The sequence below is a fragment of the Streptomyces sp. P3 genome (assembly GCF_003032475.1).
In the GTDB taxonomy this organism is placed as follows: domain Bacteria; phylum Actinomycetota; class Actinomycetes; order Streptomycetales; family Streptomycetaceae; genus Streptomyces.
In genome coordinates this window covers 7,065,549-7,088,793 of sequence record NZ_CP028369.1, presented here as the reverse complement: position 1 = coordinate 7,088,793, position 23,245 = coordinate 7,065,549, and the positions used below count along the sequence as shown (strand labels likewise).

Annotated in this window: 19 protein-coding genes and 2 pseudogenes; 8 read left to right on the top strand and 13 right to left on the bottom strand. The window is 68.5% G+C overall.

Annotated features, from left to right (window positions below; genetic code table 11):
• Positions 1 to 354: 354 nt before the first annotated feature.
• Positions 355 to 807 carry an Lrp/AsnC family transcriptional regulator gene (locus C6376_RS31090; protein WP_107449296.1) on the bottom strand — a complete coding sequence of 151 codons (453 nt, stop codon included), beginning with the start codon at positions 805 to 807 and terminating at the stop codon, positions 355 to 357.
• A gap of 224 nt (positions 808 to 1,031) precedes the next feature.
• On the opposite strand from C6376_RS31090, the gene C6376_RS31085 reads away from it, so the two are divergent.
• Positions 1,032 to 1,583, top strand: a complete 552-nt coding sequence (locus C6376_RS31085) for an OsmC family protein (RefSeq protein WP_107446439.1) — start codon at positions 1,032 to 1,034, stop codon at positions 1,581 to 1,583.
• 467 nt (positions 1,584 to 2,050) lie between these two features.
• Here C6376_RS31085 and C6376_RS31080 read toward each other — a convergent pair whose 3' ends face one another.
• Both C6376_RS31080 and C6376_RS31075 read right to left on the bottom strand, forming a co-directional pair.
• The gene (locus C6376_RS31080; protein ID WP_107446438.1) at positions 2,051 to 3,232 is read right to left on the bottom strand and encodes a MalY/PatB family protein; all 1,182 of its coding nucleotides are present in this window, start codon (positions 3,230 to 3,232) and stop codon (positions 2,051 to 2,053) included.
• A 1,011-nt stretch (positions 3,233 to 4,243) separates the two neighbouring features.
• Entirely contained in the window at positions 4,244 to 5,569 is a 1,326-nt protein-coding gene (locus C6376_RS31075) for an alpha-L-fucosidase (protein ID WP_107446437.1), read from the bottom strand.
• 326 nt (positions 5,570 to 5,895) lie between these two features.
• On the opposite strand from C6376_RS31075, the gene C6376_RS31070 reads away from it, so the two are divergent.
• Positions 5,896 to 7,170 (top strand): IS701 family transposase, encoded by a 1,275-nt coding sequence (locus tag C6376_RS31070; RefSeq protein WP_107446436.1) that lies wholly within the window; start codon positions 5,896 to 5,898, stop codon positions 7,168 to 7,170.
• A gap of 247 nt (positions 7,171 to 7,417) precedes the next feature.
• Here the strand turns inward: C6376_RS31070 and C6376_RS46535 are convergent, their stop codons facing one another.
• Together C6376_RS46535 and C6376_RS31055 are read right to left on the bottom strand one after the other, a co-directional pair.
• A complete protein-coding gene (locus C6376_RS46535) occupies positions 7,418 to 7,864 on the bottom strand; it encodes a hypothetical protein (protein WP_367881061.1) in 447 nt (148 codons plus the stop codon).
• A 193-nt stretch (positions 7,865 to 8,057) separates the two neighbouring features.
• Positions 8,058 to 8,939: pseudogene (locus C6376_RS31055) on the bottom strand (IS110 family transposase); the annotation flags it as partial.
• A 729-nt stretch (positions 8,940 to 9,668) separates the two neighbouring features.
• Here C6376_RS31055 and C6376_RS31050 point away from each other — a divergent pair.
• Positions 9,669 to 11,081, top strand: coding sequence for an NF041680 family putative transposase (locus C6376_RS31050; protein WP_216825695.1), 1,413 nt, complete (start codon positions 9,669 to 9,671; stop codon positions 11,079 to 11,081).
• A gap of 133 nt (positions 11,082 to 11,214) precedes the next feature.
• On the opposite strand, the gene C6376_RS31045 is transcribed toward C6376_RS31050, so the two are convergent.
• Both C6376_RS31045 and C6376_RS31040 read right to left on the bottom strand, forming a co-directional pair.
• Positions 11,215 to 11,781: an acyl-CoA dehydrogenase family protein gene (locus tag C6376_RS31045; RefSeq protein ID WP_254076142.1), complete on the bottom strand. Its 567-nt coding sequence runs from the start codon at positions 11,779 to 11,781 to the stop codon at positions 11,215 to 11,217.
• A 140-nt stretch (positions 11,782 to 11,921) separates the two neighbouring features.
• A complete protein-coding gene (locus tag C6376_RS31040) occupies positions 11,922 to 12,137 on the bottom strand; it encodes a hypothetical protein (protein ID WP_254076463.1) in 216 nt (71 codons plus the stop codon).
• Between C6376_RS31040 and C6376_RS31035 the strand changes: the two are divergent.
• A pseudogene (locus C6376_RS31035) lies at positions 12,126 to 12,401 on the top strand (integrase); the annotation flags it as partial. The gene C6376_RS31040 and the pseudogene C6376_RS31035 overlap by 12 nt on opposite strands.
• Positions 12,402 to 12,410: 9 nt before the next feature.
• Positions 12,411 to 12,815, top strand: a complete 405-nt coding sequence (locus C6376_RS31030) for a hypothetical protein (RefSeq protein ID WP_055707196.1) — start codon at positions 12,411 to 12,413, stop codon at positions 12,813 to 12,815.
• A gap of 537 nt (positions 12,816 to 13,352) precedes the next feature.
• On the opposite strand, the gene C6376_RS31025 is transcribed toward C6376_RS31030, so the two are convergent.
• Positions 13,353 to 13,925, bottom strand: a complete 573-nt coding sequence (locus tag C6376_RS31025; protein ID WP_107446432.1) for an RICIN domain-containing protein — start codon at positions 13,923 to 13,925, stop codon at positions 13,353 to 13,355.
• A gap of 469 nt (positions 13,926 to 14,394) precedes the next feature.
• On the opposite strand from C6376_RS31025, the gene C6376_RS31020 reads away from it, so the two are divergent.
• Entirely contained in the window at positions 14,395 to 15,558 is a 1,164-nt protein-coding gene (locus C6376_RS31020; RefSeq protein WP_254076141.1) for an oxygenase MpaB family protein, read from the top strand.
• A 4-nt stretch (positions 15,559 to 15,562) separates the two neighbouring features.
• Here C6376_RS31020 and C6376_RS46225 read toward each other — a convergent pair whose 3' ends face one another.
• The 3 genes from C6376_RS46225 to C6376_RS31010 all read right to left on the bottom strand — a co-directional run bounded on the left by C6376_RS46225 (position 15,563) and on the right by C6376_RS31010 (position 17,390).
• Complete coding sequence (locus C6376_RS46225) at positions 15,563 to 15,691, bottom strand: hypothetical protein (protein ID WP_301554722.1); 129 nt, start codon at positions 15,689 to 15,691, stop codon at positions 15,563 to 15,565.
• Between the two features lie 275 nt (positions 15,692 to 15,966).
• Entirely contained in the window at positions 15,967 to 16,761 is a 795-nt protein-coding gene (locus C6376_RS31015) for a hypothetical protein (protein ID WP_254076140.1), read from the bottom strand.
• Positions 16,755 to 17,390, bottom strand: coding sequence for an ABC transporter ATP-binding protein (locus C6376_RS31010; RefSeq protein ID WP_254076139.1), 636 nt, complete (start codon positions 17,388 to 17,390; stop codon positions 16,755 to 16,757). The genes C6376_RS31015 and C6376_RS31010 overlap by 7 nt, the downstream gene beginning before the upstream one ends.
• A 304-nt stretch (positions 17,391 to 17,694) precedes the next feature.
• Between C6376_RS31010 and C6376_RS31005 the strand changes: the two genes are divergently transcribed.
• Complete coding sequence (locus C6376_RS31005) at positions 17,695 to 18,924, top strand: NAD(P)/FAD-dependent oxidoreductase (protein WP_107446431.1); 1,230 nt, start codon at positions 17,695 to 17,697, stop codon at positions 18,922 to 18,924.
• Positions 18,925 to 19,076: 152 nt separating this feature from the next.
• Here C6376_RS31005 and C6376_RS31000 read toward each other — a convergent pair whose 3' ends face one another.
• On the bottom strand, positions 19,077 to 19,901 hold the full coding sequence (locus tag C6376_RS31000) for a class I SAM-dependent methyltransferase (RefSeq protein ID WP_107446430.1): 825 nt from the start codon (positions 19,899 to 19,901) through the stop codon (positions 19,077 to 19,079).
• Complete coding sequence (locus C6376_RS30995) at positions 19,898 to 22,117, bottom strand: cytochrome P450 (RefSeq protein ID WP_173985768.1); 2,220 nt, start codon at positions 22,115 to 22,117, stop codon at positions 19,898 to 19,900. Before C6376_RS30995 ends, C6376_RS31000 begins: the two co-directional genes overlap by 4 nt.
• 305 nt (positions 22,118 to 22,422) lie before the next feature.
• Here C6376_RS30995 and C6376_RS30990 point away from each other — a divergent pair, with 305 nt between their 5' ends.
• The gene (locus tag C6376_RS30990; RefSeq protein ID WP_159083308.1) at positions 22,423 to 22,974 is read left to right on the top strand and encodes an EF-hand domain-containing protein; all 552 of its coding nucleotides are present in this window, start codon (positions 22,423 to 22,425) and stop codon (positions 22,972 to 22,974) included.
• Positions 22,975 to 23,245: the final 271 nt, after the last annotated feature.

Sequence of the window (23,245 nt, the reverse complement as noted above, 5' to 3'; positions counted from 1 at the left end):
CCAGTCGGCCGCCTCGGGCCCTCCACACCCTGGCATGAGCAGGAAACCCCCCGATCACCCTGGCCGCCGCCATGACGACGACCGCTCGCGTCCGCCCACGTGCAGCCGCGCACCGAGCGGAAAATTCTCCCGCCCCTCCCCGTGAACTCTTGGCACCGGCTGGTTCACTGCGGAGATTGGCCGGCTGGGCCCTGGCCGGCCTGCTGTGGCCCGGCAACGCCGCCGCCCACATCACCATCCCCGATGCCGCGCTCGTGCCGCGTCGACTCCGCGTCGCAGGTGGCCAGCTCCGTACTTCGCGGGTGGCTGAGTCGGGTGGAGCAGCTGCCTGGCCGTGTCCGGCAGAGCGTCGTCTCAGGTGGGGAGTGGGCGCGCCTCGACGATCTTTTTCATGACGATGGTGGAGGTCAGTTTCTGTACACCTGGCAGCCTGGTCAGTTGCCCTTCATAGAGCTTCCGGTAGTCGGCAAGGTCGACGGCCACGACGTGCAGGAGGCAATCGGGATCGCCGAAAAGGCGTTGTGCCTGCAGAACGTTGGGAATCGCGGCGACGGCCTCGTCGAAGGCCGCCAGCGTCGACTGATCCTCCCGCTGCAGCGTCACGAAGACCAGCGCTTCGAAGCCGAGTCCCATCGCCTCCGGATCCAGCACTGCCTTGTATCCGCGAATCACGCCTGCGCGCTCGAGCTCGCGCAGCCGCCGCTGGCAACGCGAGATGCTCAGCCGGACCTTCTCCGACAGTTCCGTGATCGTCTGACGACCGTCCTTCTGCAGCTCCGCAAGAATTTCGCGATCTACCCGGTCAATGGGCAACTCTCTCCCCGATCTGTCTGGCTGCTAGCAAAGGTGGCAAAAATATAGCGGTCGATCCCGCCTAGCCTCGTCTTAAAGAGTGAGCGCGGTCGACTGCTTCTTCAGGGGCGAAGTGTGCGCCGCGCCGCGACACATTTCTCAGCCCTGAGTGGCGGTCCGATGTCCGCGGTCATCGCTCACTCCTGACCGCCCCACGCCAATCGGAGGAATCAGTACTGATGTCCGTAGTCAACGAGATCGACGTAAAGGCTCTGCGGGAAACCATCGACGCCGTTCGGGCCGCTCCCGAGCTCGGCCAGGTCACCTTCGCTGTCGACGGTACGTGGCAGGGCGGCTTCCGGATCAAGGCGCAGACCGGCGCCCTGACGCAGGGCGGTGAGCGCGACGAGCAGCGTGTGGCGAAGTACACGATGACCAGCGACGAGCCGACCGCGCTGCTGGGCACCGACACCGCGGTCTCGCCCGCCGAGTACGTTCTGCAGGCGCTGGCAGGCTGCTACACCGTCACACTCACCGCCAACGCCGCCTCGCGCGGCATCGAACTCAAGAGCTTCCGGCTGGAGCTCGAAGGCGACATCGACCTGCGCGGGTTCCTCGGTATCGACACCGCAATCCGTCCGGGCGTGCAGCAGCTGCGCGTTCGCGTCCACATCGAGGCCCCTGATGCCACCCGCGAGCAGCTCGAAGAGCTGATCTCCCTCGTCGAGAGCCGTTCGCCCATCCGCGACACCCTCGCCAACCCGGTCGACGTCATCACCACGCTTGCCTGAGGACGCGACAGCCCGGACGCCCGAACTGTAAAGGACAGTCGCGGCGCACGACCCGCTGCCCGCATCCGCCCGAAAGCGGCATCGGACGGCGGGTCAGCCACGTGCGCCGGCGTCTTTCAGGGTGGGCATCCGCAGGAGGAGCCTGGAGACCTCGCACGGCGGAATCCGGGCTCAGGCGCGTCTGTTTCCCTCAATGGCGCATGGGCTTCATCGCTGAGATGCCAATGGGCTGGGAGACGCGCGGAACCGAGTGCCCAGGCCCGCTTCTCGCCCCGCCTGGATGGGACCCCTGTAGGGTATCGGGAGCTCGTCAATGAGACCAAGAGTGGCCGAAAGACGGATGGCATGGGCCGGCCTCTGAGACGCGGCACGGCTCTGCGGCGGCGCACAGGACGGGCGGTTACCTACGCAGTCCTGCTGAGCGGACCGCAGAGGCCACCCATCACGTCCCTTTCGAGTCGACGAGCTCACAGCACGGAGGCCATCCTGCGGACCCCTTCGGCGAGGATTTCCGGGGAGGTGGCCAGGTTCATACGGACAAAGCCCGCTCCGCCCGGCCCGAAGGCCATCCCGGAGTTGAGGGCTATCCGGCCTCGTTCCAGGAAGACGGCCGCCGGGTCGTTGCCAAGGGCCAGTTTCCGGCAGTCCAGCCAGGCCAGGTAGGTGGCCTGGCCCGGGCGGCAGCGCACGGCGGGCAGGTGGGTGGACAGTAGATCGCCGAGCAGATGACGGTTTTCGTCCAGTCCGGCCAGCAGGCTGTCGAGCCAGGCACCGCCCTCCCGTAGTGCCGCGGTGTGGGCGATGACGCCGAGGTGGCTGGGGCCGTGACCGACTTCCTCGGGGAGGCGGGCCAGGTCGTCGGCGGCCTCGGGGCCGGCGATGGCGAGGGCGGCTTTGAGACCTGCCAGGTTCCATGCCTTGGACGCGGACATCACCGACAGGCTGTTCTCCGCGCCCGGCACGCTCAGGTAAGGAACGAAGGAGGTTCCGGCAGCCACGATGGGAGCGTGGATCTCGTCCGCCACGACACGCACGGCGTACCTGCGCGCAAGCTCGGCAACATCGGTCAGTTCAGTGGCGGTGTGTACGGTGCCGGTCGGATTGTGCGGACTGCACAGCAGATACACCGGCCGCCCGCCGCGACCGGTGGCTTCCTGGAATGCGACCTCCAGGGTGGTCAGGTCGATCCGCCCTTCCTCGGTCAGCGGCGCCTCGACAACCGGCCGGCCGTCGTTGCGGATGAACTGATAGAAGGGCGGATACACAGGACAGTTGACCACCACGGGGTCCCCGTGATAGGAGACCAGCTTGAGCATCTCGACGATGCCCAGCATCACGTCGGGGACGATCGCCGTCCGCTCAACAGCCAGGTCGTCCCAGTCCCAACGTCGCGCGGCGAAGTCCGCGAATGCCTCGCCGTAGGCGGTTCCGGCCGGATACCCGATATCTCCGCGCTCCACCGCACTGTGAATGGCTCGCGCTACGGGCTCGGCGACCGGCACGTCCATCTCCGCCACCCACAGTGGCAATACGTCGTCCTGGTAGGTCGTCCACTTCATACTCGTGCGCTGCCGCAGCTGCTCCAGAGACAGCTGCCGCAGTGGGTTCACGCCGCGAGTTCCAGTGAGGTCCTTCAATGAGTCATCCATGAAGCGAAAATAGACCGCATGTCGCGCGCATTGTTTGCCTTTCTAGTGCTATCCGCCCTCCGATCGGCAAAGAGTCACCCCGTGTGGAGCGCGATTCAGCAAGGAAGTTGCGCCTGCCGGTTGCGGCTCTTGCTCTGGGTCTCCCGCTCAACGCAGTGATCCTGCCGAGCATGGGCTGTCTCGATGTGCCGTCCTCCAGTCGCGAGCCCAAGGTCACGTCACAAGGACGGCTCTGGTCGTCGCGGACGCGGCGCAGGACGCCGCACGCATCGGCGTGACGGGCCCGCGACAAACCCGGCGCAGAAACTCGGCAGCGACAGGCAGAGCGCCCAGACGCGCACCGTCCGCAGCTGCGGAGACCGGGAAGACTTCGTACACCCGGTCAACACGACCAGCGCAGGACCGGACACGGCCAGGCAGCAACTTGCTACGCCTACGTGCACAGACTGCCGGTCGCCGATGACCAGCGAGGTCTGGGCGACGGCGGGATCCGGGTGCACGAGGCACACCCCTGTTCCCGCTGCGGCCTTCGCCGCGCCGTAAGGGGTGGTGACAGGGGCCTGTATCGCTGGCTGCACGGACCAGGCGGCAGCTGTACTTCGGCGCTGCCATCGCCAGGCGAACAGGGCCCTGAGCTGTTACGACCAAGGCGGATTCGCCGCTCGTCGCGTTGATGGCGGTGTGCGGGCCGCCCTCAGCCACGTCGAGGGCGTGCCACACGCCCCCGAGGGTGCTCCCGGGCCCTCGGGGTCATCTTCTAGATCAGCAGACCGCTGGCGGGCTAGATCGAATATGACGGGGAGAGGCGCAAACAAGCGAGGGGGTTGGGAGCGTTGAGGGGCGGCCGCCGTCCTTTGACGTAAGACCCCGTGCGGGATTGTCCTTGCCGCCCTCGGCGTCGCCCTGGCCGAAGCGGACGTCGGCGGTGGCTGACACCGGCCATGACGCCGCTTCACGCGGGGAGCCGGACGATCCCCCCTGAACCCGCCCGTTGAGCGGGTCAGCAGTCGGTCACCGTGTGGCGAAGCGGATCGCGGTGGGCAGCGCCGTGTCGAGGCCGGCGGACGTGATGTGGATGCCCTCCGGACCGGCTTCGGCTTTGACGGTGTCGCCGTCCAGGCGTTCTGCCGTGTCCGGATCCAGCAGTCCAGGGCGTGTCTTCAGCACGACACGTCCGCCGGCCTCGTCGGGAACGTCGGCCACGAAGGCGTAAATGTGTCGCTCGTCGCGGGTCCAGCGTACCCAGGGGACGCCGTCATGCGGATCGGCGGAGCCAGATTCCAGTGGCCTGGTCGCGTGCACGGCCTCGGAGTGGCAGGCCATCCAGGACGCCATGCCCTCCAGTACGGCGCGCTGCTCCTGTGGGAGGGTGCCGTCGGCCTTCGGACCGACGTTGAGCAGCAGGTTCCCGCCGCGTGAGACGACGTCGACCAGCAGTCGGACGGCGGCCGCTGGATCCAGCAGGTGCTCGGGTCCTTCGGCCTGGTTGTAGCCGAAGGAGAATCCGATACCCCGGGTGTTCTCCCAGCAGGCTCCCCACTCGTTGGCCCGGTCGGCCTCGTACTCGGAGGTGAGGTAGTCGGCGTGGGCGTTGTCCCAACGGTCGTTCACCACGCCTTCCGGCACGGTGGCGTAGTAGTGGGAGAAGAGCTCCGGCAGGTCCGCCTGGCCCGCGCGGGGCCAGCCCATGTCGTTCCACAGCACCTCGGGGCAATGCCGGTCTATGAGGTCGATGACCTGCCGGTGCGCGTAGGCGGCGTATGCGGCCTCGTGTGGCCGCCCCTCGTCCATCCGGTCCTCGTGGAGTACGGGGTCCCTGCGTCCGGCGTACCAGTCGATGCCGCCGGAGTAGTACACGCCGAACCGCAGGTCGCGGGCTCGGACAGCGGCGGCGAGGTCAGCGATCAGGTCGCGGCGTGGACCACGGTGGACAGTGTTACGAATTCCGGTGCCCGGGGCGTCCCACAGGGCTATGCCGTCGTGGTGTTTGGTCGTCGGGACGACGTAGCGCGCACCCGCCCGGGCGAACAGCTCCACCCAGTCCGCGGGGTCGAAGAGCTCGGCCTTCCACTCGTCGAGGAACTCGTCGTAGGGGCGTCCGCCGTGCGTGGTGCGATGGTGTTCCTGGGCGGGGCTGCCCTCGATCCGGATGGTGTTCCAGTACCACTCTGCGTACGGGTTGTGCTTGAACCACACGTCGGGGTCGACGACGCCGAGTTCCCCGGTGGGCTCGGCCCAGGCCGGCACCGAGTACGCGCCCCAGTGGACGAAGATACCGAACTTGGCATCGGTGAACCACGCGGGAACGGGCCGACCGCTCTGAGGGAAATCGTTCATGCTCTGGGCTCCCGATACATCGGATTGATTACGCGAGAGAACCGTAACCCTGAGGACCTTAGAGCGCTAGATGCGACTACTTGGCTTGATAGGTCGGAGGTCTTGCTGGTGCATGGACCTCTCGGTGATGCCCCCGTATGGGCTGGTGTGCATCGTCCAGCGCACTGGGGGCCTCGACCAACGGGTACCGTTCGGCGTCTCCTCGCGGCGGGTCAATCCCCTCGAATTGTGGAGACCTTCCTATGCAGCCAGTTCCTCGGTGAAACGGGCCTAGTAGGACTCCGTTAGGTCTTTCTGTCGGTGGTGTTCAGCGGCATGGTGGATGTGTGGACGCACATGAAGTGAACCGTGCTCGGGCGACGTTGGCGTTATTCGTGGCTGATGTGTTCGCCTCGGTGCCGCGTAAGGATCAGCGGGCCAAGAGCGACTGCTATCTGCGGGGGCTGATGGTGGACGGGCGGCGCAAGTCCATCCAGGCCATGGCCTCGCGGCTGCCGGACGGCAACGAGCAGAACCTGCAGCAGTTCGTGAACCAGTCGACGTGGGATCCGGTGCCGGTGCGGCGGCGGATCGCCCAGCGGACGGTGCCGCGGATCGGCCCGGATGCCTGGGCCATCGACGACGTGTCGTTCCCCAAGGACGGGAAGATGTCGGTCGCCGTCGCGCACCAGTACTGCGGGGCCTTGGGCAAGCAGGCCCACTGTCAGGTGGCGGTCAGCGTGCACGCGGTCACGGATTCTGCCTCCGTCCCGCTTCAGTGGCGGCTGTTCCTGCCCAAGGAGTGGGACAGCGACACCGAACGCCGGCGTCGCTGCCAGGTGCCCGATGAGGTCGGGCACCGGGAGAAGTGGCGTCTGGCCCTGGACACCCTCGACGAGCTGGCCGGGTGGGGGCTGGTGCCGCCGTTGGTAGTGGCCGACGCCGGCTACGGGCAGAACGCCGACTTCCGCGAGGGCCTGGCCAGCAGGGGCATCGGCTATGTCGTGGCCGTCCGTTCGGACGTGAGCGTCCACCCGCACGACGTGCAGCCCACCGTCCCGGCGTGGTCCGGGAACGGCCGCAGGCCGCAGCCCCGCTACCGGGACAAGCCGTCCGCGGCGGCCGTATTGGTCGCCGGTCACGGTCGGCAGGCGTTCACCGAGATCACCTGGCGGGAAGGATCTCGCGGACCGATGCGCTCGCGTTTTCTGGCGCTGCGGGTGCGGCCGGCCGGCGTCCGGTCCCGCCGCCTGGCCCAGGCCGCCGCCTCGCGCGACGGCTGCTGGGACGGCGTCCTGCCCGAGGTCACGCTGCTGGCCGAATGGCCCGAGGAGGCCGAAGCACCCACCGACTACTGGCTGTCCAGCCTGCCCGCCGACACCCCGCTCGCCGAGCTGGTCCGTCTGGCCAAGATCCGCTGGCGGATCGAGCACGACTACCGGGAACTCAAACACGGCCTGGGCCTGGACCACTTCGAGGGCCGTTCCTGGGCGGGATGGCAGCACCACGTCACCCTGGTCACCGCCGCCCACGCTTTCCTCACCGAACAGCGCCTGGCCCCAAAAGCCGATACAGCGGGCTCACCCTCTACCAGATCCTCAACGCCATCCAGGACCTGCTGAACTGCTGGACCGGCACCTGCACCACCTGCCACCGCCCCCTGCCCAGAACATCCGCCACAAGCCCGAGCCCAACAGCCAGAGCAACCTAACGGAGTCCTACTAGTAGTCGTGTTCGTAGTCGATCGGGCAATTCCAATGGCACACGCTGTGTAGCCGACGGGTGTTGTGGAAGTCGGTGATCCAGGTCGCGATCTTGATCCGGGGCGCGGCGCGGTGGCGAAGGTGTGCCGGTGGACGTACTCGACCTTCAGCACGCTGTTGAACGCCTCGCTGACGGCATTGTCGAAACAAGATCCGACCCGGCCCATGGACTGGAAAACGCCCAGCCGGCGGCAGGCCCGGCGGAACCTCCGTGAGGCGTACTCGCTCCCGGGGTCCGTGTGAGAGATGACGCCCGCGCACGTCTCCGCCACGGGTCGTCGAGGCCGACCAGTTCGGCATCGTGGCGTGCCCCCGTCGCGTAGCCCAGAAGACGCCGGGAGATGAGGTCGATGACCGTGGCCAAGTACAGCTTGCCTCGCCGGTCTCGATCTCCATCATGTCCCCGCACCAGAGCAGGTCGGGTGCCTCGGCAGTGCCGGCGCACGAGGTCCGGGGCGGCCGGCCGCTTCCCCGGGCGGGTCAGCCCCCGCCGTCTGCGCACCTTCTGCGCGACCAGGCCCAGCTCGGCCATGATCTTCGCGATGGTGTTCACCGAGACCCGCCAGCCCTGCCTCACCAGCCTGATCCAGATCTTCGGCGACGGCGGGGCTTCGTCGTGTCACGGACGCCCCTATAGCGTGGGGGTGCGGGAAACCTGTCTGACCAGGTTGAAGACCTCGCGGGCTGCGTATCGCTTGAGGCATCGGACGATCTCGCGTCGGGTTCTTGCCCTCCTGGGTGCGGCGTTCGAAGTACGCCTGGGTGCGCGGGTCGTGGCGCAGGCGGGTGAACACGATGCGGTGCAGGGCCGCGTTGGCCTGTCGGTCGCCGCCGTAGTTGAGCCGGCGCGTGCTCCGCCGGCCCGAGGAGTACTCGATGGGGCTGACTCCGCAAAGGGCAGCAAAGGACGCCTCGGTGTTCAGCCGTTCGGGATTGTCCCCCATGGTGATCAGGAGAGTGACGGCGCTGTCCGGACCGATGCCCACCGGTACGAGCAGCTGTGGGGCGTGACGTTCGACGAGCCGGGTCAGTCGCTGGTTCAGCTCATTGATCTGCCCGGTGAGCTGTTCGATGCGCTCGGCGAGCATGCGCAACGTCAGGTGGGTGGCCTGGTCCGCCGCGTCCTCGTCTCCCCCGCCATCGGGTGGGCTGAGGGTCGCGCAGGTGCGGAACAGCTCGGCGTTGCCCAGGCTCGACAACCGTTCCCGCAGGGCGGGGTCGGCGATGACCAGGACGGCTTTGAGTTGGTTGATCGCCTGCGTACGGGCCTTGACCGCGGAGTCCTTGGCGAGCTTGAAGATCCGGGCGCTGTGCACCGGACCGTCGCCAGACTTGGCCCGGGCTCGGGCGCGACCGCTGAGCACGGCCCGCGCGGCGGCTTGCGCGTCGAGCGGGTCTGGCTTCCCCAGCAGCCGGCGGGCCGAGCGATCCGGCCTGTTCACCTCGTATACCTCGACCTGCTGCGCCAGCAGGTAGCGGGACAGGCCCGCGCCGAAGGTGCCGGTGCCCTCCACACCGGCCCGGCGCACCGTCCCCGCTCTGCGGGCCCACACAAGAAGCTGCCGATAGCCGGCCGCCGTGGCCGGAAACGACTCGGTACCCAGGACCTTCCCCAACGGGGAGATCATGGCGGCGACATGCACCTCGCCGTGCGTGTCCACGCCCAGGACGACCTCTCTCCGCACGGGAGGGTCCGTGCTCGAGGAGGTGCTGCGCTGTCTGATCGTCATGGTGGTTCGCCTCCCGCGTGGTGACGTGCTGGGTGGATGGCACCGGCCTGCATGGGCGGTCTGAACCGTGATGGCGCCTGAACTCGGCAAGGCCCCTATAGGGACACGCCCTGTGGCTCGGTGGCAGGCAGCATCCCGTAACGGCAGTCGACAGGTCCGTGACTGGACACTTCGGTCATAGATCTCACGAGTCAGACCCCCGTCCGGGACGGCACTGGGCAACCGTCCCATCAATGCTGGTACAGCGGCGTGACTCGATCACTGCCGGATGACTTCGGCCGAACGGATGCTCAACCTGACTGAGTGCGCTGACAACGCGTTGGCTCTCGTCCATTCCTGACCGGTATCGGCAGGGATACTTCACGCAAGGAGGCGGTGCTCACCGGCTGCGGCAGCTGGGGCTCCCTCCCTGGTGATCAGAACCCCGATGGCCAACTCACCAGAAGACTCATGACCCGCATCTCAGCTTGGTGTTTAACCTCGGCCGTTCACCTGACCCGCTGATCTTGGTCCGTTCCCGGGACAGCAGGGCGGCCGTTCTTCACGCTTCGAGGTGTCGAGCAACGTCGCATGAAGGAACGGCCGCTGGTGAAGAGTCTCGCCGCTGAACAGTCCGCTGACGCCGCGTTGGGTGTCCTGTCCCACTTTCGTGTCCAGTTCTACGACTGCCTCTACACCCGGGCGGATGCGCTCTTCGAGCTCACCGACGCGGTGCTGTGCTCGGACGGCCCCGTGACGTCGCTGGTCGAGTTGACGCTCACGGCAGAGCACCGGCGCGGGCACGGGGCGATGTACGACGCACTCAACCACGGCTGGCTGGAGCCGCGCCGCCTGCGCAGGCTGCTGGCCTCCACTCCGCTGCCGCGTGCCGCCGACGGGCGGATCGTGCTCGCGGTGGATGTCAGCAACTGGCTGCGTCCCGACGCCCCCACCAGCCCGGAGTTGCTGTTCTGCCACGTCTACGGGCGGGGCCGCAGCGCGGATCAGTTTATCCCCGGCTGGCCCTACTCCTTCGTCGCCGCGCTGGAGACGGGACGCACGTCCTGGACGGCCGTGCTGGACGCGATCCGGCTGGGGCCGGCCGACGACGCCACCGCGGTGACCGCCACCCAGCTGCGGGAGGTGATCACCCGGCTGGTGCACGCCGGGCAGTGGCGGCCGGGCGACGCGGACATCCTCGTCGTCATGGACACCGGCTACGACGTCACCCGCCTCGCCTACGTCCTGGCCGACCTGCCCGTCGAGCTGGTCGGCCGGCTGCGCTCGGACCGGGTCATGCTCCGGGACGCCGGACCACGTCACTCCACCCCGCGTGGCGGGCAGCCCCGCAAGCACGGCGGTGTCCTCACCTTCTCCAAGCCGGAGTCCTGGCACACCCCCGACCAGGCCACGACCTGCGACAGCACCCGCTACGGCACGGCCGAGGTTCTCGCCTGGGACCGGATGCACCCCCGCCTGCAGGCCCGCGGCCCCTGGCTGGATCACTGCGGCGAACTCCCTTTGATCCATGGCACGTTGATCCGGCTGAGGGTCGAGCACCTGCCCGGTGACCGCGACCCGAAGCCGGTCTGGCTGTGGTCCTCGCGCACCGGCATGACCGGCCAGGACGTCAACCTGCGCTGGCAGGCGTTCCTCCGCAGATTCGATCTTGAACATACCTTCCGGCTGTTCAAGCAGACCCTGGGCTGGACCGTCCCCAAGGTCCGCGATCCGCACACGGCCGACCTGTGGACGTGGCTGATCATCGCCGCCCACGCCCAACTCCGCCTTGCCCGGCCCCTCGCCGAGGATCTCCGTCGGCCCTGGGAGCGGCCGGCGCAGCCTCGCCGGCTCACCCCTGCCCGGGTCCGTCGGGGGTTCCGCCACCTCCGCGTGAAGATCGCCCGTCCCGCGGACGTGCCCAGACCCTCCAAGCCAGGGCCGGGACGCCCACTCGGCTCGAAGAACCGCAGGTCAGCCCCGCGTCACGAGCCTGGAAAGACCGTGAAACGAATCGAAACCCTCACCGAACATGCCCGCCTGAAACAGCAGCGAGGTTAATGATCAAGCTCAGAAGCCGTTGTCGTACCGATCACGGTGGACATCGATTCGAGTGCGCCCACGCGGCTGGGTGATCTTTCGGTGGGGCGCGCATGAAAGCAGGGCCTCCTGATCAGCTCGGGATTGTCGAAGTTCAAACGAACTGGCCAGGAGGTCGCCCGCATCGGGCTGAAGCCCGGCGATCGTTGTCAAGCTCAAACAGACCGTTGTCCAGGTCGACGAGGAACGCGGAGAACTGCGGCTTGTCACCCTCCTGCTCTCCGGTGCCGGCCATGCGGGCGACAACGATCGCGAAGTCGGCGAAGGGGCCGGCGGAGGAGAAGACCTTGTGGCCGGTGAGCCGGTAGCCGTCGCCGTCCCGTACGGCGACGGTGTGCATGGAGCGGACGTCGGAGCCGGCGTCGGTCTCGGTCAGGGAGAAGCAGCACGTCCTCTCGCCGCGGATGAGTAGCAGCAGGTACTTGTCCAACTGGTGCTCGCCGGCGTGCTGGAGGATGTCGCCCGCGCGCAGGGGGCCGCCCATGTCGCCGAGCACGCTGTGGCCGAGGACGCGCCCGCTGGCGCCGATCTCCTCCTTGAGGGCGGCGAGCTGGGTGTAGGTGAGGTTCTGGCCGCCGTACTCCCCGGGCAGGTGGATGCCGTAGAAGCCCAGTTCGCGGCTGCGGCGCCAGACCGGTTCGAGGTCGGCGCGGGTGAGCAAGCTGCCGGGGGTGAGGCCGCGCTCTCGTCCGTACTCGGCGAGTTCACCGTCGAGGTAGTCGCCAGGCGGTCGACGAGTTCGGCAGTGCGCGGGCGGGGTGGAGGGAGAAGGTCACGGGAGGGGCTCCGAACGGGGTGGGGTCAGTTGACGCGGCGGGCGGTGTGCGCCCAGAAGGGTTCGCGTACGGTCTTGCGGTCGAGCTTGCCGTTGCAGTTGTAAGGCAGTTCGGGCACGAAGTCGACCGAGCGCGGCTTCTTGAGGCGGTCCAGCCGGTCGGCGCAGAAGGCGATCAGTTCCTCGGCCGTGACAGTCGTACCGGCGCCGCCGGCCAGGCCCATCACGGTCAGAACGGCCACATGCGCACCGTCCTGGACGCACGCACCTCCAGCGGCTACGGCTCCCGCGGCACCCACGCCATCCTCGACGTCGAAACGGCATTGGCCGCCGCCGGCACCGCCGCGCGGCTGCGGGACCACGCTGCGGCCGGCGAGAAGATTCCCGGTCCCGCCGCCCGCAGGGCCCTGACTCCCGACGCGTTCCTGATCTGCGCGTTCAAGCACGCCAACGCTCTGTGCGAGCCGGTGCCCGGCGTCACAGCTCCAAGGCAGTACGACTGCCAAGGCCCTCACATGAACGACCAGCACCAAGACGAGCGCGCCCGCATTCGCCAGGCCATGGACCGTCTCCCGGCCGGGCAGGCCACCGCCTCCAACGGCAGCCTCACCGTAGTTGCCCTCGCCGCCGAAGCAGGCGTACACCGCATGGCCCTCCTCAAACGGCACACCGACCCGAAGAAGGAGTTCTACGAACGAGTACGCACCGAGATCCGGCAGACGCCGGCGCCCGAAAGACGTTTGCGGGAAACCGTCACCAAGCTCAAGGAGAACGTCGCCCGACAGAGAGCCGAGATCGAAGAGCTCCGCCAGCTGGTAACCAGACTCACCCTCGCCAGCGCCGTGCTCATCTACGACGGTGATCAGCGGACGGATTCATCCGCCGATAACGTCGTGCCGCTGCGCCGACCACCAACGTGACGGCCGCCGCCGGTCGGCGCTGGCAACCCTGCCCGGCCACCCGCTCCGGCTCCGGCTCCGGCTCCGGCGACACAAAGCCCGACGGTCCCGCCCGCAGTCGGTTCTCTCGGCCCACTGCCCGCACGCCACTTCGGCGGCTTCCAGCCTGGTCACCCGCGTCTCGATCTCGGCCAGTTCCTTGCGCAGCAGTTCTCAGCGCGTTCTGCCAGCTGCACCCGCTGCTCGATCGTCCACGTCAACGCATCCGCGATGAAGACCCCTCCCGCCGCGGAACCTACGCAACAGGCCAAGGATCTTGCCCGAGAACCGCAGAGGACACCCGTGACAGACGATCACGCGCTACCGATCTCCACCCAGAGCAGCGCGAGCACTTCCCCGGGACAGCACACCAGCCCCGCCGATCAGCAGAAATCAGGTTGCCGCCGTCAGAGGGTCAGCGGTGTCAGCAGATCCGGCTCTGTCGGCTTCTCCCAGGGGCGCAGGTCCGCAGCAGCCGCGCGGGGCCGCCGCGCCTGTCGGCCTTCGTTGACCGGGAGGTCAGGCGGCCGACCTCGGGTCGATCTTCCAGCGCATGTTGGTGGGCGCGTTGGTTCCGGTGAAGTGCTTGAGGGTCACGTACACATCAGGGTTGGGGTAGTTCTGCGACTGCGAAGTGATTGCCCACTGCCGGAAGTTCGCTCCGGCCGGAGTGATGGTGTAGGTCTCGGAGGTGCCGTCCTCGCGGACGATCCAGTCCTGTGCCGGACCGCCGTTGCAGTCGGTCACGGTCAGCGGGCCGTTGTCCTTCGCGTTGTCCGGCACCGTCAGACAGGCCGGGGTCGGGTTCTTGATCGGTTCGGTCTCGATGACGTAGTGGTCGCCGTACTTCTGCTTGAGTCGCCAGACCGACCCCGAGCCCTCATTGGCCAGCGGCCAGGGGTACCACACCTGGACGTACTGCGGCCGGTTCTCATTCTGAGTGTCGGTCTGCAGGTAGAAGCCGGTCGATGCGTTGCTGATGATCACCGCCTGGTTGCTCGGGGGGTAGCCGGGGCCATTGGCTGCGGCCGGGGCGGCCGCAGCCACGCCTGTGGAGAGAGCCAAACCGAGCAGGAGAGCGATCTTGCGCATGGACGGTCCCTTTCGTCGAGCGGCATCTGCCGGGGGTATCTGTCGTCGACGTCCCTGCCCCTACGGTCGACTGCAAAAAGAGCCCGCCCCGGAATGACTCCGAATGAGGGAGGGGTGTTCGGATTGGCGTACGGCTCGACGGCCACTTCTGGATCGCGTTGCGGAGATGGTGCAGGATGCGGCCGTCGGGGCCGACGAGCACCGCCCCGGCGGTGACGTGGCCGGGCCAGGGGTTTGCGGCTGGTGAGGTCGTCGCCGTCGTCCAGAAGGCCGAGGAACCGCACCGACATCAGGTCGCAGTCATCGGCACGGTCGTGCGCCCCTGGTTACGCCCCCGGTGTGCATCTTCGTCACTCCTTCGTGGCATTTCGGTCTCGGACTGCAGTGGTGAAGATCAACTGTGTGGCGCGCCGGGGGGTTCGGTCCGGTCAGCGCCGCATCCCCGTGGGTGCGTCGAGAGGAGTGAGCTGTGACCTTGACGGCTGAGACCGTGGAAGCCGAGATGGAGGCCGCAAACCAGGAGGGAGACCCGGCTGCGGACGCGCTGGTGTCCGATCTCATCGACAACAGGGAGGTCGACGGCGTCAACGGCCTGTTCCGCACCATCGGGACACTCAAGCCCCGCATGCCCATGGACGAGCTGTCCAACCTTCCAGAACGGCTCGCGCAGTTCCTGCACGATGCCTCCGAACAGCCGCCCGGCTGGAGCGAGGCCGACGTCAAGGCCGCGGAAGCCTTCTTCGCTCACCACCACGGCGTGGCCTCCATGCTGCAGGGCACCGTCGGCCTGATCGGCACTTACCTCTCCCCGACCGGCGCCTACACCCTGCGCACCACCGGGCGCCTGGGCGGCGTGGACGGTCCCGGCCGGCGGCTGTCGCAGTCCTCGCGCCTGTTCATCGGCATGGGTGACAAGGACGCCCTGCGCAACGGCACCCTGGCGGCGACCGTGACCAAGGTACGCCTGGTCCACGCCTCCGTCCGCCAGCTGCACAAGAAGAGCGGCCAGTGGGACGCCAAGTGGGGCGAGCCCGTCTCCCAGAAGTACACCACCGGCGCCATCGGCGTCTTCAGCGTTCAGATCCTCCAGGCTATGAAGAACCTCGGCGTCCATGTGGCGCACGACGACGCGCAGGGCTTCGTGAACGCCTGGCACTACATCAACCACTACCTCGGCACCCCCGAGAAGTGGCTGATCCCCAAGGACGTCGACCTGGGCGACCGGATCTGGAGCATCATGCGGGAAAAGGAGTGGCAGCCGGGCGAGGACTGCAATGTCATGACCGCGCAGGCGCTGAAGTTCTACAAGGAGAAGATGCTCCCGCCTGGCTTCTACGAGCCCTTCATCGCCATGGTCCGCACCGCGTTCACGGACAAGTACGCCGACATGGCCGGCATCCCCAAGAGCGCCGTCGACCTGGCGGCCAAGCCCGCCGCGGCCATCCACAGCCTCTTCAGCAGTACTGTCGGCGGCATGGGCGGCGGCAGCGCGAAGAAGGCAGTCGGGGTCAACCCCCACGACGAGATCCTCGGCGTGGCGTCGAAGGCGTTCAATCAGGTCGAGCGCTACGCCCTCACTCACGACCAGGACGACCAGCCCCAAATGCACCAGGAGCTCCACGACAACCGCTGAAGGCTCAGCCGACTCCGATACCGCCCTCGCGTGCGGGTGGCATGGTCGCCGGCCAACCCTGGCCGCACTCGACCTGGACGCCGTGGCCGCCCGCCTCCAGGCCCTCGTCGTCGACCAGACGGGCTTTGTTCACGAGAACGGTGCAGGCCACCCGCGCGCGGGTCGCCCCGGGCGCACGACGTTCGTCTCCGGCAGAAACGACCGCCAAGGGCCGTGTCCTGTTCAGCGGGGGTGCTCCGGCCCGCCGGGTGCCAGACGGCTGTGCACACCAAGGGCATCGCTGAACAGTTCCACAGGCACCCGATGGTCAGGACGGAGATCAAAGACGTCCGGCCCCTGGGTACGGGGCAGCGCGACAGCCGCCGTCATCGGCGGCGCCTGGACTCGGAGGTTCCGTCTTCGTCGTGATCACTCTGTGTCGGCTCTCGTCCGGCGGGACCACGAGGAGCGGGAAGGGCGGTGGTGGTGGAGGACGAGCAGGGCCAGGGCCCCGGTTGCTGCGGACCAGGCGAGGGAGAGCAGGCCGTGGGACCAGGGAGTCTGGGGGGTGAGGGCTGAGCTCAGCGCCAGCTGGTTCACGCCGTACAGAGGGAGCGCGGACACGCCTGCCACATCCATGAGTGTGTTGAAGACGGGGTTCTGCAGACCGGTGTCGACCAGGCTGAGCATGATGATCAGGAAGAAGCCCTCCAGCTCGCCGCGGACCAGAGAGCCGAGGAGAAGCCCGATGCCGCCGTAGGCGAGGCCGGCGCCCGCGAGGGCCAGCCCCAGGGGGCCTGCGTGGCGTACGGGCAGGGAAGCCCACAGCAGGATCGTGGTGTAAAGGGCCAGCGCGACGGCGGTGAGGGCGATGGCAGTGAGCTTGGCCAGCAGCATCGGCAGCCGGGGGTAGCCGGCCAGCAGCAGACGGCGGTCCATCTGACGGGACTGGAAGGTCTCCGTGAAAGTGATGAAGCCGGCGACCATGGTGACGGCGCCCAGCGCGCTGGCCACCTGGCCCAGCTGGCTGGCCGGAGCAGAGACAGGGACGCTGATGGCGTCCAGCCGGATGCGCACCACTTGGTCGGATGTGCACAGGCGTGCCACCGCGACCCAGACGGGAATGAACGCGACTGCCAAGGCCAGGGCCAGCCGGTTGCGCAGGTGGCCCAGCAGAGTGCAGCGCAGGAGCTCGGTGAAGGCCGTCCAGGTGGGTTTCAGCACTCGGTCTCCTCGAAGTGCAGACGGCCCTGGCGCAGATGCGCGATCGCGTCGAAGTGGTGTGCGTCGTGCAGCAGGTGAGAGACCACGATGATCGACCGGCCCTGATCGCGCAGGGCGGCGGCCAGGGCCCAGAACCGCTGGTGGGTGTCCCAGTCGAAGCCCTGATAGGGCTCGTCCAGGACCAGCAGGTGTGGATCGTGCATAAGAGCGATCAGCAGGTTCAGCTTCTGCCGCGTTCCACCACTGAGTTCGCCGACCTGCTGTCGTCGGCAGGCGGTCATCGCCAGCAGCTCCATCAGCTCGCCGGCCCGTTCCAGTGTGGCCAGCCGGTAGGCCCTCTGGAACAACCGCAGATGCTGTTCGACGGTGAACGCGTCGTTGAGTACCGCTTGTTGCGGGCAGTACCCCACTGCTCCGGTCCGTGTCACGGTGCCGCGGTCGGGTGCGAGGTGGCCTACTGCGATCTGCAGCAGAGTGCTCTTGCCCGCACCGTTCTCGCCGACGATTCCCACCAGCGTCCCGGCAGACACGTCAAGGTCCACCTCGCGCAGGATCTGCCGGCCGCCGTACGCCTTGCGGACTCCGCTGATCCGCAGCCGTGGCCGGGGGCGCGTCGTTACTGCGTGCACATGAACCCCTCGAAGGAATCGGACAGGTGGAGCGAGCCGTTTCGGAGAGAGCCCCACGGAGGCCGCGGCCGCGCAGGCTCATACTCTGCTGGCCTGCACGGCTCATGCCCCTCAGGGACCCGCGAGTGAAGGCGGCGCCGCCCCAGTCCCTTGCGGGCCGGCTCTCGGGACGACCGAACTCTCGCGCAACGTCTGCTGCCCGGTGACCAACGAATCGGCACCGCCGGTGTAACGACAGTCACTCCCTGCTGAACATCTGGGAGTTGGCCGTGACGTACCCCGTAGTCTGCCGTTGTAGGAGGCGATGTCCCCCACACCACAGCGACACTTCAGCGCTCCCACGATCGTGATCGGAGCCGGTCCGCACGGCTTGGCGGCCGCCGCACTGCTGAACCGCTCCGGCGAGCCGACCGTGATCCTGGAACGGTCGGACCGCGTGGGAGCGAGCTGGGCGCAGCGCTATGACCACCTGCGCCTCCACACCACTCCCGGCATGTCGAAACTTCCCGGCCTTCCGGTGCCGCGCCAGGCGGGTCCCTGGGTGAGCCGGGACGACTATGTGCGCTACCTGGAGCGTTACGTCGCCCATCACCGACTCGATGTCCGGGTGAACACCCCGGTGCAGCGCATCGAACAGGCCGAGCCGGGTTCGAGAGCACGCTGGCTGGTGCACACTGCCGACGGTCCGGTACCCGCTGGTGCGGTCGTGGTGGCCACCGGCCGCTGCCACACGCCCGACACTCCGCGCTGGCCGGGGCTTTCGACGTTCACCGGAACCCTGCTGCACTCGGCCCAGTACCGCTCTCCGGGCGCCTACCGGGGGCGGGACGTGCTGGTGGTCGGCGCCGGCAACAGCGGTACCGAGATCGCGAGCGTCCTGGCCGGGGCCGGAGCCGCACGGGTACGGATCTCAGTTCGCACCCCACCCAACATCCTGCCCCGCTCCAGCGCACGATGGCATGCGGCCGGCCGGCTGACGGAGGTCCTCCCACTGGCGTGGCGTGACCGCACCTCCCTGCTCACGCAACGTCTCGCGGTGCCCGACCTGACCTCACGGGGACTGCCCCGGCCCCGCACCGGTCTGTACACCCGCAATGTCCGTGAAGGGGTCAACCCGGTGCTCGACCACGGCTTCGTGGACGCCGTCCTGTCCGGCCGGGTCGAGCCGGTCGCGGCCGTCGAGGCGTTCGACGGCCCGGACGTGGTGCTGGCCGACGGCACCCGGCTGCGACCCGACACGGTCATCGCCGCCACGGGGTTCCGGTCCGACCTGCACGACCTGGTGGGAATCCTGGGCGTACTCGACGACGCCGGACAGCCCCTCGCCGTAGGCGGGCAGAGCCACCCCGCGGCCCCGCGCCTGTACTTCACCGGATACACCAACCCCCTCACGGGTGTCCTTCGCCAAGCGGGCGTCGAGGCACGCGCGATTGCCCATGCGTTGCGCCGGGAGAAGGCGCGGCCAGCCCTTCCCCTCCCCCGGCCCGGCGGCCGCACGGCCGACGCACTCGACAACGGACACGCACCCGGCTGACGGAGACTGTCGGTCTCGGCTGCCGGTCGCCGACAGGGCACCGCGGCCCAACTCGCCGATCGTTTCCCCGGATGCGTCCGCACCGGAGCGCGGGACATGCCTCGGACCACTCGTGGTCGGTGCGAGCGGGGCGGTGCTGCTCAGATCGCGGGTCACCGGCAAACCCGGCCGGGCGCGGCCTTGCGGCCACTGACCGAGATCAGACTGATGCCGGTGTCGGTGAAGGAGGGGCTGCGGTGGAGCGCCCGCATGTTCTCGATGTCCTGGCGGGTGAGAAGGCCCTGTTCCAGTAAGGCGGGAGTGGCTTGGTCGAATGTCGCCGTCCAGAAGGCGTCGGTCGCACTGCGATCGCCTACGGTGCCCGGGGCGGTGGAGGACTCGACCATGGCCAGGCCGAGCTCGGTGAACCGGGCCGCGAGAGTGTCGGCCCAGCGCAGGTCGGACCCGACCGTCGTGGCGAGAAGCCTTTCGCCAGCGCGGGTGACCTTCCTGAACAGAGGATGCGCGGAGGCGTCGACGGGGCGGACGGAGAGGTCCGCGATGACCAGCCAGCCGCCGGGACGGACCCAGCCGACGGCCCGGTGCAGCAGTTCCTCACGCTGGGGCAGGTGGCACAGCAGGGCGCGGGCGTGGACGAGGTCGAACGCCTCGGGCGGGAAGTCCTCGCGTACGGCGTCGTGCTGGAGCACCCGGACCCGCGTCAAGGGTGGGAAGCGCAGGAACCGGGTGTCCGTGTCGGTGGCGGTGATCTGTCCGAGTGGGTGACGGGCGGCCAGCCAGGCGGCGACCGACCCGGCTCCGGCGCCCAGGTCGAGACAGTGTGCGTCCGCGGGCAGTTCGAGACGGCCGAGCACCCGGAAGGTCGCCGGGTCGAAGGCGGCCTCCAAGGTGCGCAGGCGGGCGTGTTCTCCGGGGACGTGGTGGGCGACGTAGCTGCCGGCGTAGCCCTCGGCCGCCGCGCGCTCGGTGCCGGTCACAGGGTCACCTCCAATCGGCTGGGGCAGCGGTTGAGGAAGCCGGCCGGTACGGGGCGGAAGCCGCTTGCCCAGCGAAGGCGGGGGTATTGCGCGACCAACAGCCTCAGACCGGTGGTGATCTCGGCGCGGGCCAGGTGTGATCCGAGACAGAAGTGCCGGCCCGCGCCGAAGGCGAAGTGGCTTGCTGCGCCGCCGTACTCCCGGTCGAGGCGGTCGTCGGCGCGGTGCAGTGCGAAAGCGTCCGGGTCCGGGAAGCGTCGGGGGTCGCGGTTGGCCGAGCCGATCAGACAGGCGACGGTGGCACCCGCCGGCACGGCCCCGGAGGGCAGATCGACAGCTTCGCGAGTCTGCCGGAGCACCAACTGCAGGGCGGGGTCGCGACGCAGGGTCTCGGCGAGCGCGAGGTCGATCACGGAAGGGTCGGTGCGTACCGCGTTCAGGAGGCCGGGGACGTCCAGGACATTGGCTATCAGGTTGGCGAGCGTGCCGTGGCTGGTTTCGCTGCCCGCGGTCATCAGGATCGCGCAGCACCCGCGGACGTACTGCTCCGAAAGCGGTCGGCCGTCGACTGTCGCGGTCAGCAGGGCGGAGATCAGATCGTCGCCGGGGCGGGCCCGCCGGGCGTCAAGGTGAGGCTGGAGGTAGTCGTAGAAGTCGTCCCGGTTGGCGAGGCCGTGGGTCAACAGTCCCGGGTCCTGACGGTAGTTGCCCATGTACGCGAAGCCCACGGTGCACCAGCGTTTCAGCCGGGCGACCTGCTCGGGTGTGTCGGCAGGCAGGCCCAGGGCCCGGGCCATCACCCGGATCGGCAGGGGGGTGGTGAACTCGGCTACCAGGTCGACCTGTTCACGGCCGCTGAGCCGCGTCACCAGGTCTGTGGTGACTTCGGTGATGGACTTCTGGAGGACGGCCAAGGCCCGGCTGCGAAAGGCGGGTGTGAGCAGCGCGCGGTGCACGGCATGCTCCTGGCCGTCCATGGACACGATGCTGTGGCCCAGCAGCGGGGCGATCTGCCAGGTGTAGTTGTCGTTGCTGAACCGGGGATCGGTCAAGGCTGCGTGTACGTCCGCGTGGCGGCTCAGCAGCCAGGTGTCGGTGGGTTCGTCGTAGGCGATCGGCAGGGTGTCGCGCAGCCACCGGTACAGCGGATAGGGGTCGGTCTCGAAGGCCCGCGATTTCAGTGTGGGCGGCGTCAGCGAGGTGTCCACGGCGCCGGCGTCGGTGCCGCCGCTGGCCTGCAGGTGGTAGCGGGAGACGTCGGCGTGCCAGTCGGCGGAGGCACGCATCGCCTGTTCGAGCCGTCCGATCCAGGCTGCCTGCACTGTGACATCAGGACCGGACGGTGGCAGGTGGGCGAGGTGGCAGAGTGCGCGGGCGCTGAAGTCGTCGGCGGCCGCGGTGATCATGTCGCGAGTCGCGTCCAGAGTTTGCTGCAATGGGGCGCGATGTTCCCCGGCGAGCAGCAATGCCAGGTTGAAGGGATCGTCGTGGACGAGGTCCTTCGCGACGGAGTGGATGTCGTTGGTCCAGGCGATCACATCGGCTGCGAGAGCCCGTAGCTCGTGCCAACAGCCCTCGCCGCACGGTTCGGTGGACTGGACGGCGCCGTCCGCGGCTTCGATCAGGTCGAAGAAAAGCAACGCGCCGAACGCGTCGCGCCGCAGCTCCTTGTACTCGGCCACGGTGCAGGTCACTCCGCGCTCCCGCATCCGTACCAATGCCTGCTGGGCCCGCAGATGGCGCAGGAGATCTCGGCGCAATCGTGCCTGCCACGCCGTGTCACCGAGGCTCCGGGTACGTGGCCACAGATCGGTTGCCAGAGCGCGCAGCATCGGATCGCGGCTGCCTGGGCCGCTGTCCCGGCTCACGATGTCTTCGACCTCGGCGGAGAAGCGCTCCAGCGCTCCGTCCTCACCCCAGGGTCCGTCGTCGACCCGGTCGTCGAGTGCCAGCGCCCACAGGAACCAGTCCATCAGCACCGCCGCACCGGGCAGCGGCGCCGGACCTGCCAGGGCCACTCCCAGGCCCAGCAGGGAAGACTTCTGCAGTCTGGCCCGGCCTCGCAGCCCGATCAGGCCGTGCCGCTCGGCCCAGCCGATCGCGGCATCCCGCAAGGCGCCCGCGTCCGCACGGCACGGCGGCGGCTCGAACGGCAGAACGATCGAGGGGATGACGAGCACGGGGGCCGGATCACGGGCCGGCGGTACGGGTGTCATGGCTGTTCCTCATACACACTCTGGAGCATGTTCGACCGGGTTTCGGCACGTGCTGGAACCGGTGGGGGCGGCCCTGGCCCGGAGCCGCCGGTCCCCCTCACCGTCCCCAGGCGATGCCCCCTGCTACGCCACACGGACCAGCGGTTCATTCCTACGGATGAAACACCCTTCGCGAGGCGAGCTGCCTCCTGCCCATGGGTAGGCAGCGCCCTGGAGCCGATCGCCGTGACGGCCCCGTCAACCACCTTGCCACTGCCCGGTGTTCGCCGGCGCGAGCGCCTCGAAGAGCGGAGACACAGCGAGCCATGACCATCGACAGCTCAGTGCTGAGCATCAAGCTCCACCGGATGTTCACCTTCCTCGACGCCGACCAGGACGGCTCCCTCAACGAGCAGGACCTGACGGCCATCGCCGACCGTCTGGCCGGCTCAGTCCCCACCCAGCCGGAGAAGGTGCAACGGCTGAGGGACGCCCTCGCTGTCATCTGGGACCAGCACCTGCGGCACATGGACGACGACGGCAACGGACTGATCAGCTCCACCGAGTACGAGCGCGGCGTCCGCGGAGCCATCGCCTCCCAGGAGTCCGCGCTGATCTCCGCCCTCCACGACGTGGTCGCCGCCTGCCTGGACATCTGCGACAGGGACAACGACGGCCTGATCACCCTCGACGAATACACCCTGCTCGGCCAGGCCGTGAGCGGCGGCAGCACCAAGGACATGGCGACCGCCTTCGCCGCACTCGACCTCAACGGTGACGGCGCCCTCGGCCCCGAGGAGATCCGCACCGCCGTGACCGAGTACTTCACCAGCGAGGACGCCGAAGCCCGCGGCAACTGGCTGTATGGCCCTCTGTGACCTCCACCGCCGTGGGGGGCACACCGCACGCGCAAGCCCCCGCTCACGAGGAGAGGTGCTGCGGCCGGACGCTCCGGTGAGGACGCCCGGCCGCCTGGCGGGTGCATGAGGTGACCGGTCCGCAAGTGCCGGTCATCGTCGGGGACACCAGACGCCAGTTCCGGGGAACCCCTCCGCGCGGGAGGCCGCGGCCCGCTCGGTGGCGGTCACCGGGGCGTCGTCCGTCAGTCGCCTGGGCGATGGCGACACGGACTCAGCCACGGCGGAGGGG

Excerpts from the sequence above, each read along its gene's own strand:
- C6376_RS31080 (WP_107446438.1), bottom strand. The coding sequence starts at position 3,232 with ATGGATGACTCATTGAAGGACCTCACTGGAACTCGCGGCGTGAACCCA.
- C6376_RS31085 (WP_107446439.1), top strand. The coding sequence starts at position 1,032 with ATGTCCGTAGTCAACGAGATCGACGTAAAGGCTCTGCGGGAAACCATC.
- C6376_RS31030 (WP_055707196.1), top strand. The coding sequence starts at position 12,411 with ATGAACGACCAGCACCAAGACGAGCGCGCCCGCATTCGCCAGGCCATG.
- C6376_RS30995 (WP_173985768.1), bottom strand. The coding sequence starts at position 22,117 with ATGACACCCGTACCGCCGGCCCGTGATCCGGCCCCCGTGCTCGTCATC.
- C6376_RS30990 (WP_159083308.1), top strand. The coding sequence starts at position 22,423 with ATGACCATCGACAGCTCAGTGCTGAGCATCAAGCTCCACCGGATGTTC.
- C6376_RS31025 (WP_107446432.1), bottom strand. The coding sequence starts at position 13,925 with ATGCGCAAGATCGCTCTCCTGCTCGGTTTGGCTCTCTCCACAGGCGTG.
- C6376_RS31075 (WP_107446437.1), bottom strand. The coding sequence starts at position 5,569 with ATGAACGATTTCCCTCAGAGCGGTCGGCCCGTTCCCGCGTGGTTCACC.
- C6376_RS31005 (WP_107446431.1), top strand. The coding sequence starts at position 17,695 with ATGTCCCCCACACCACAGCGACACTTCAGCGCTCCCACGATCGTGATC.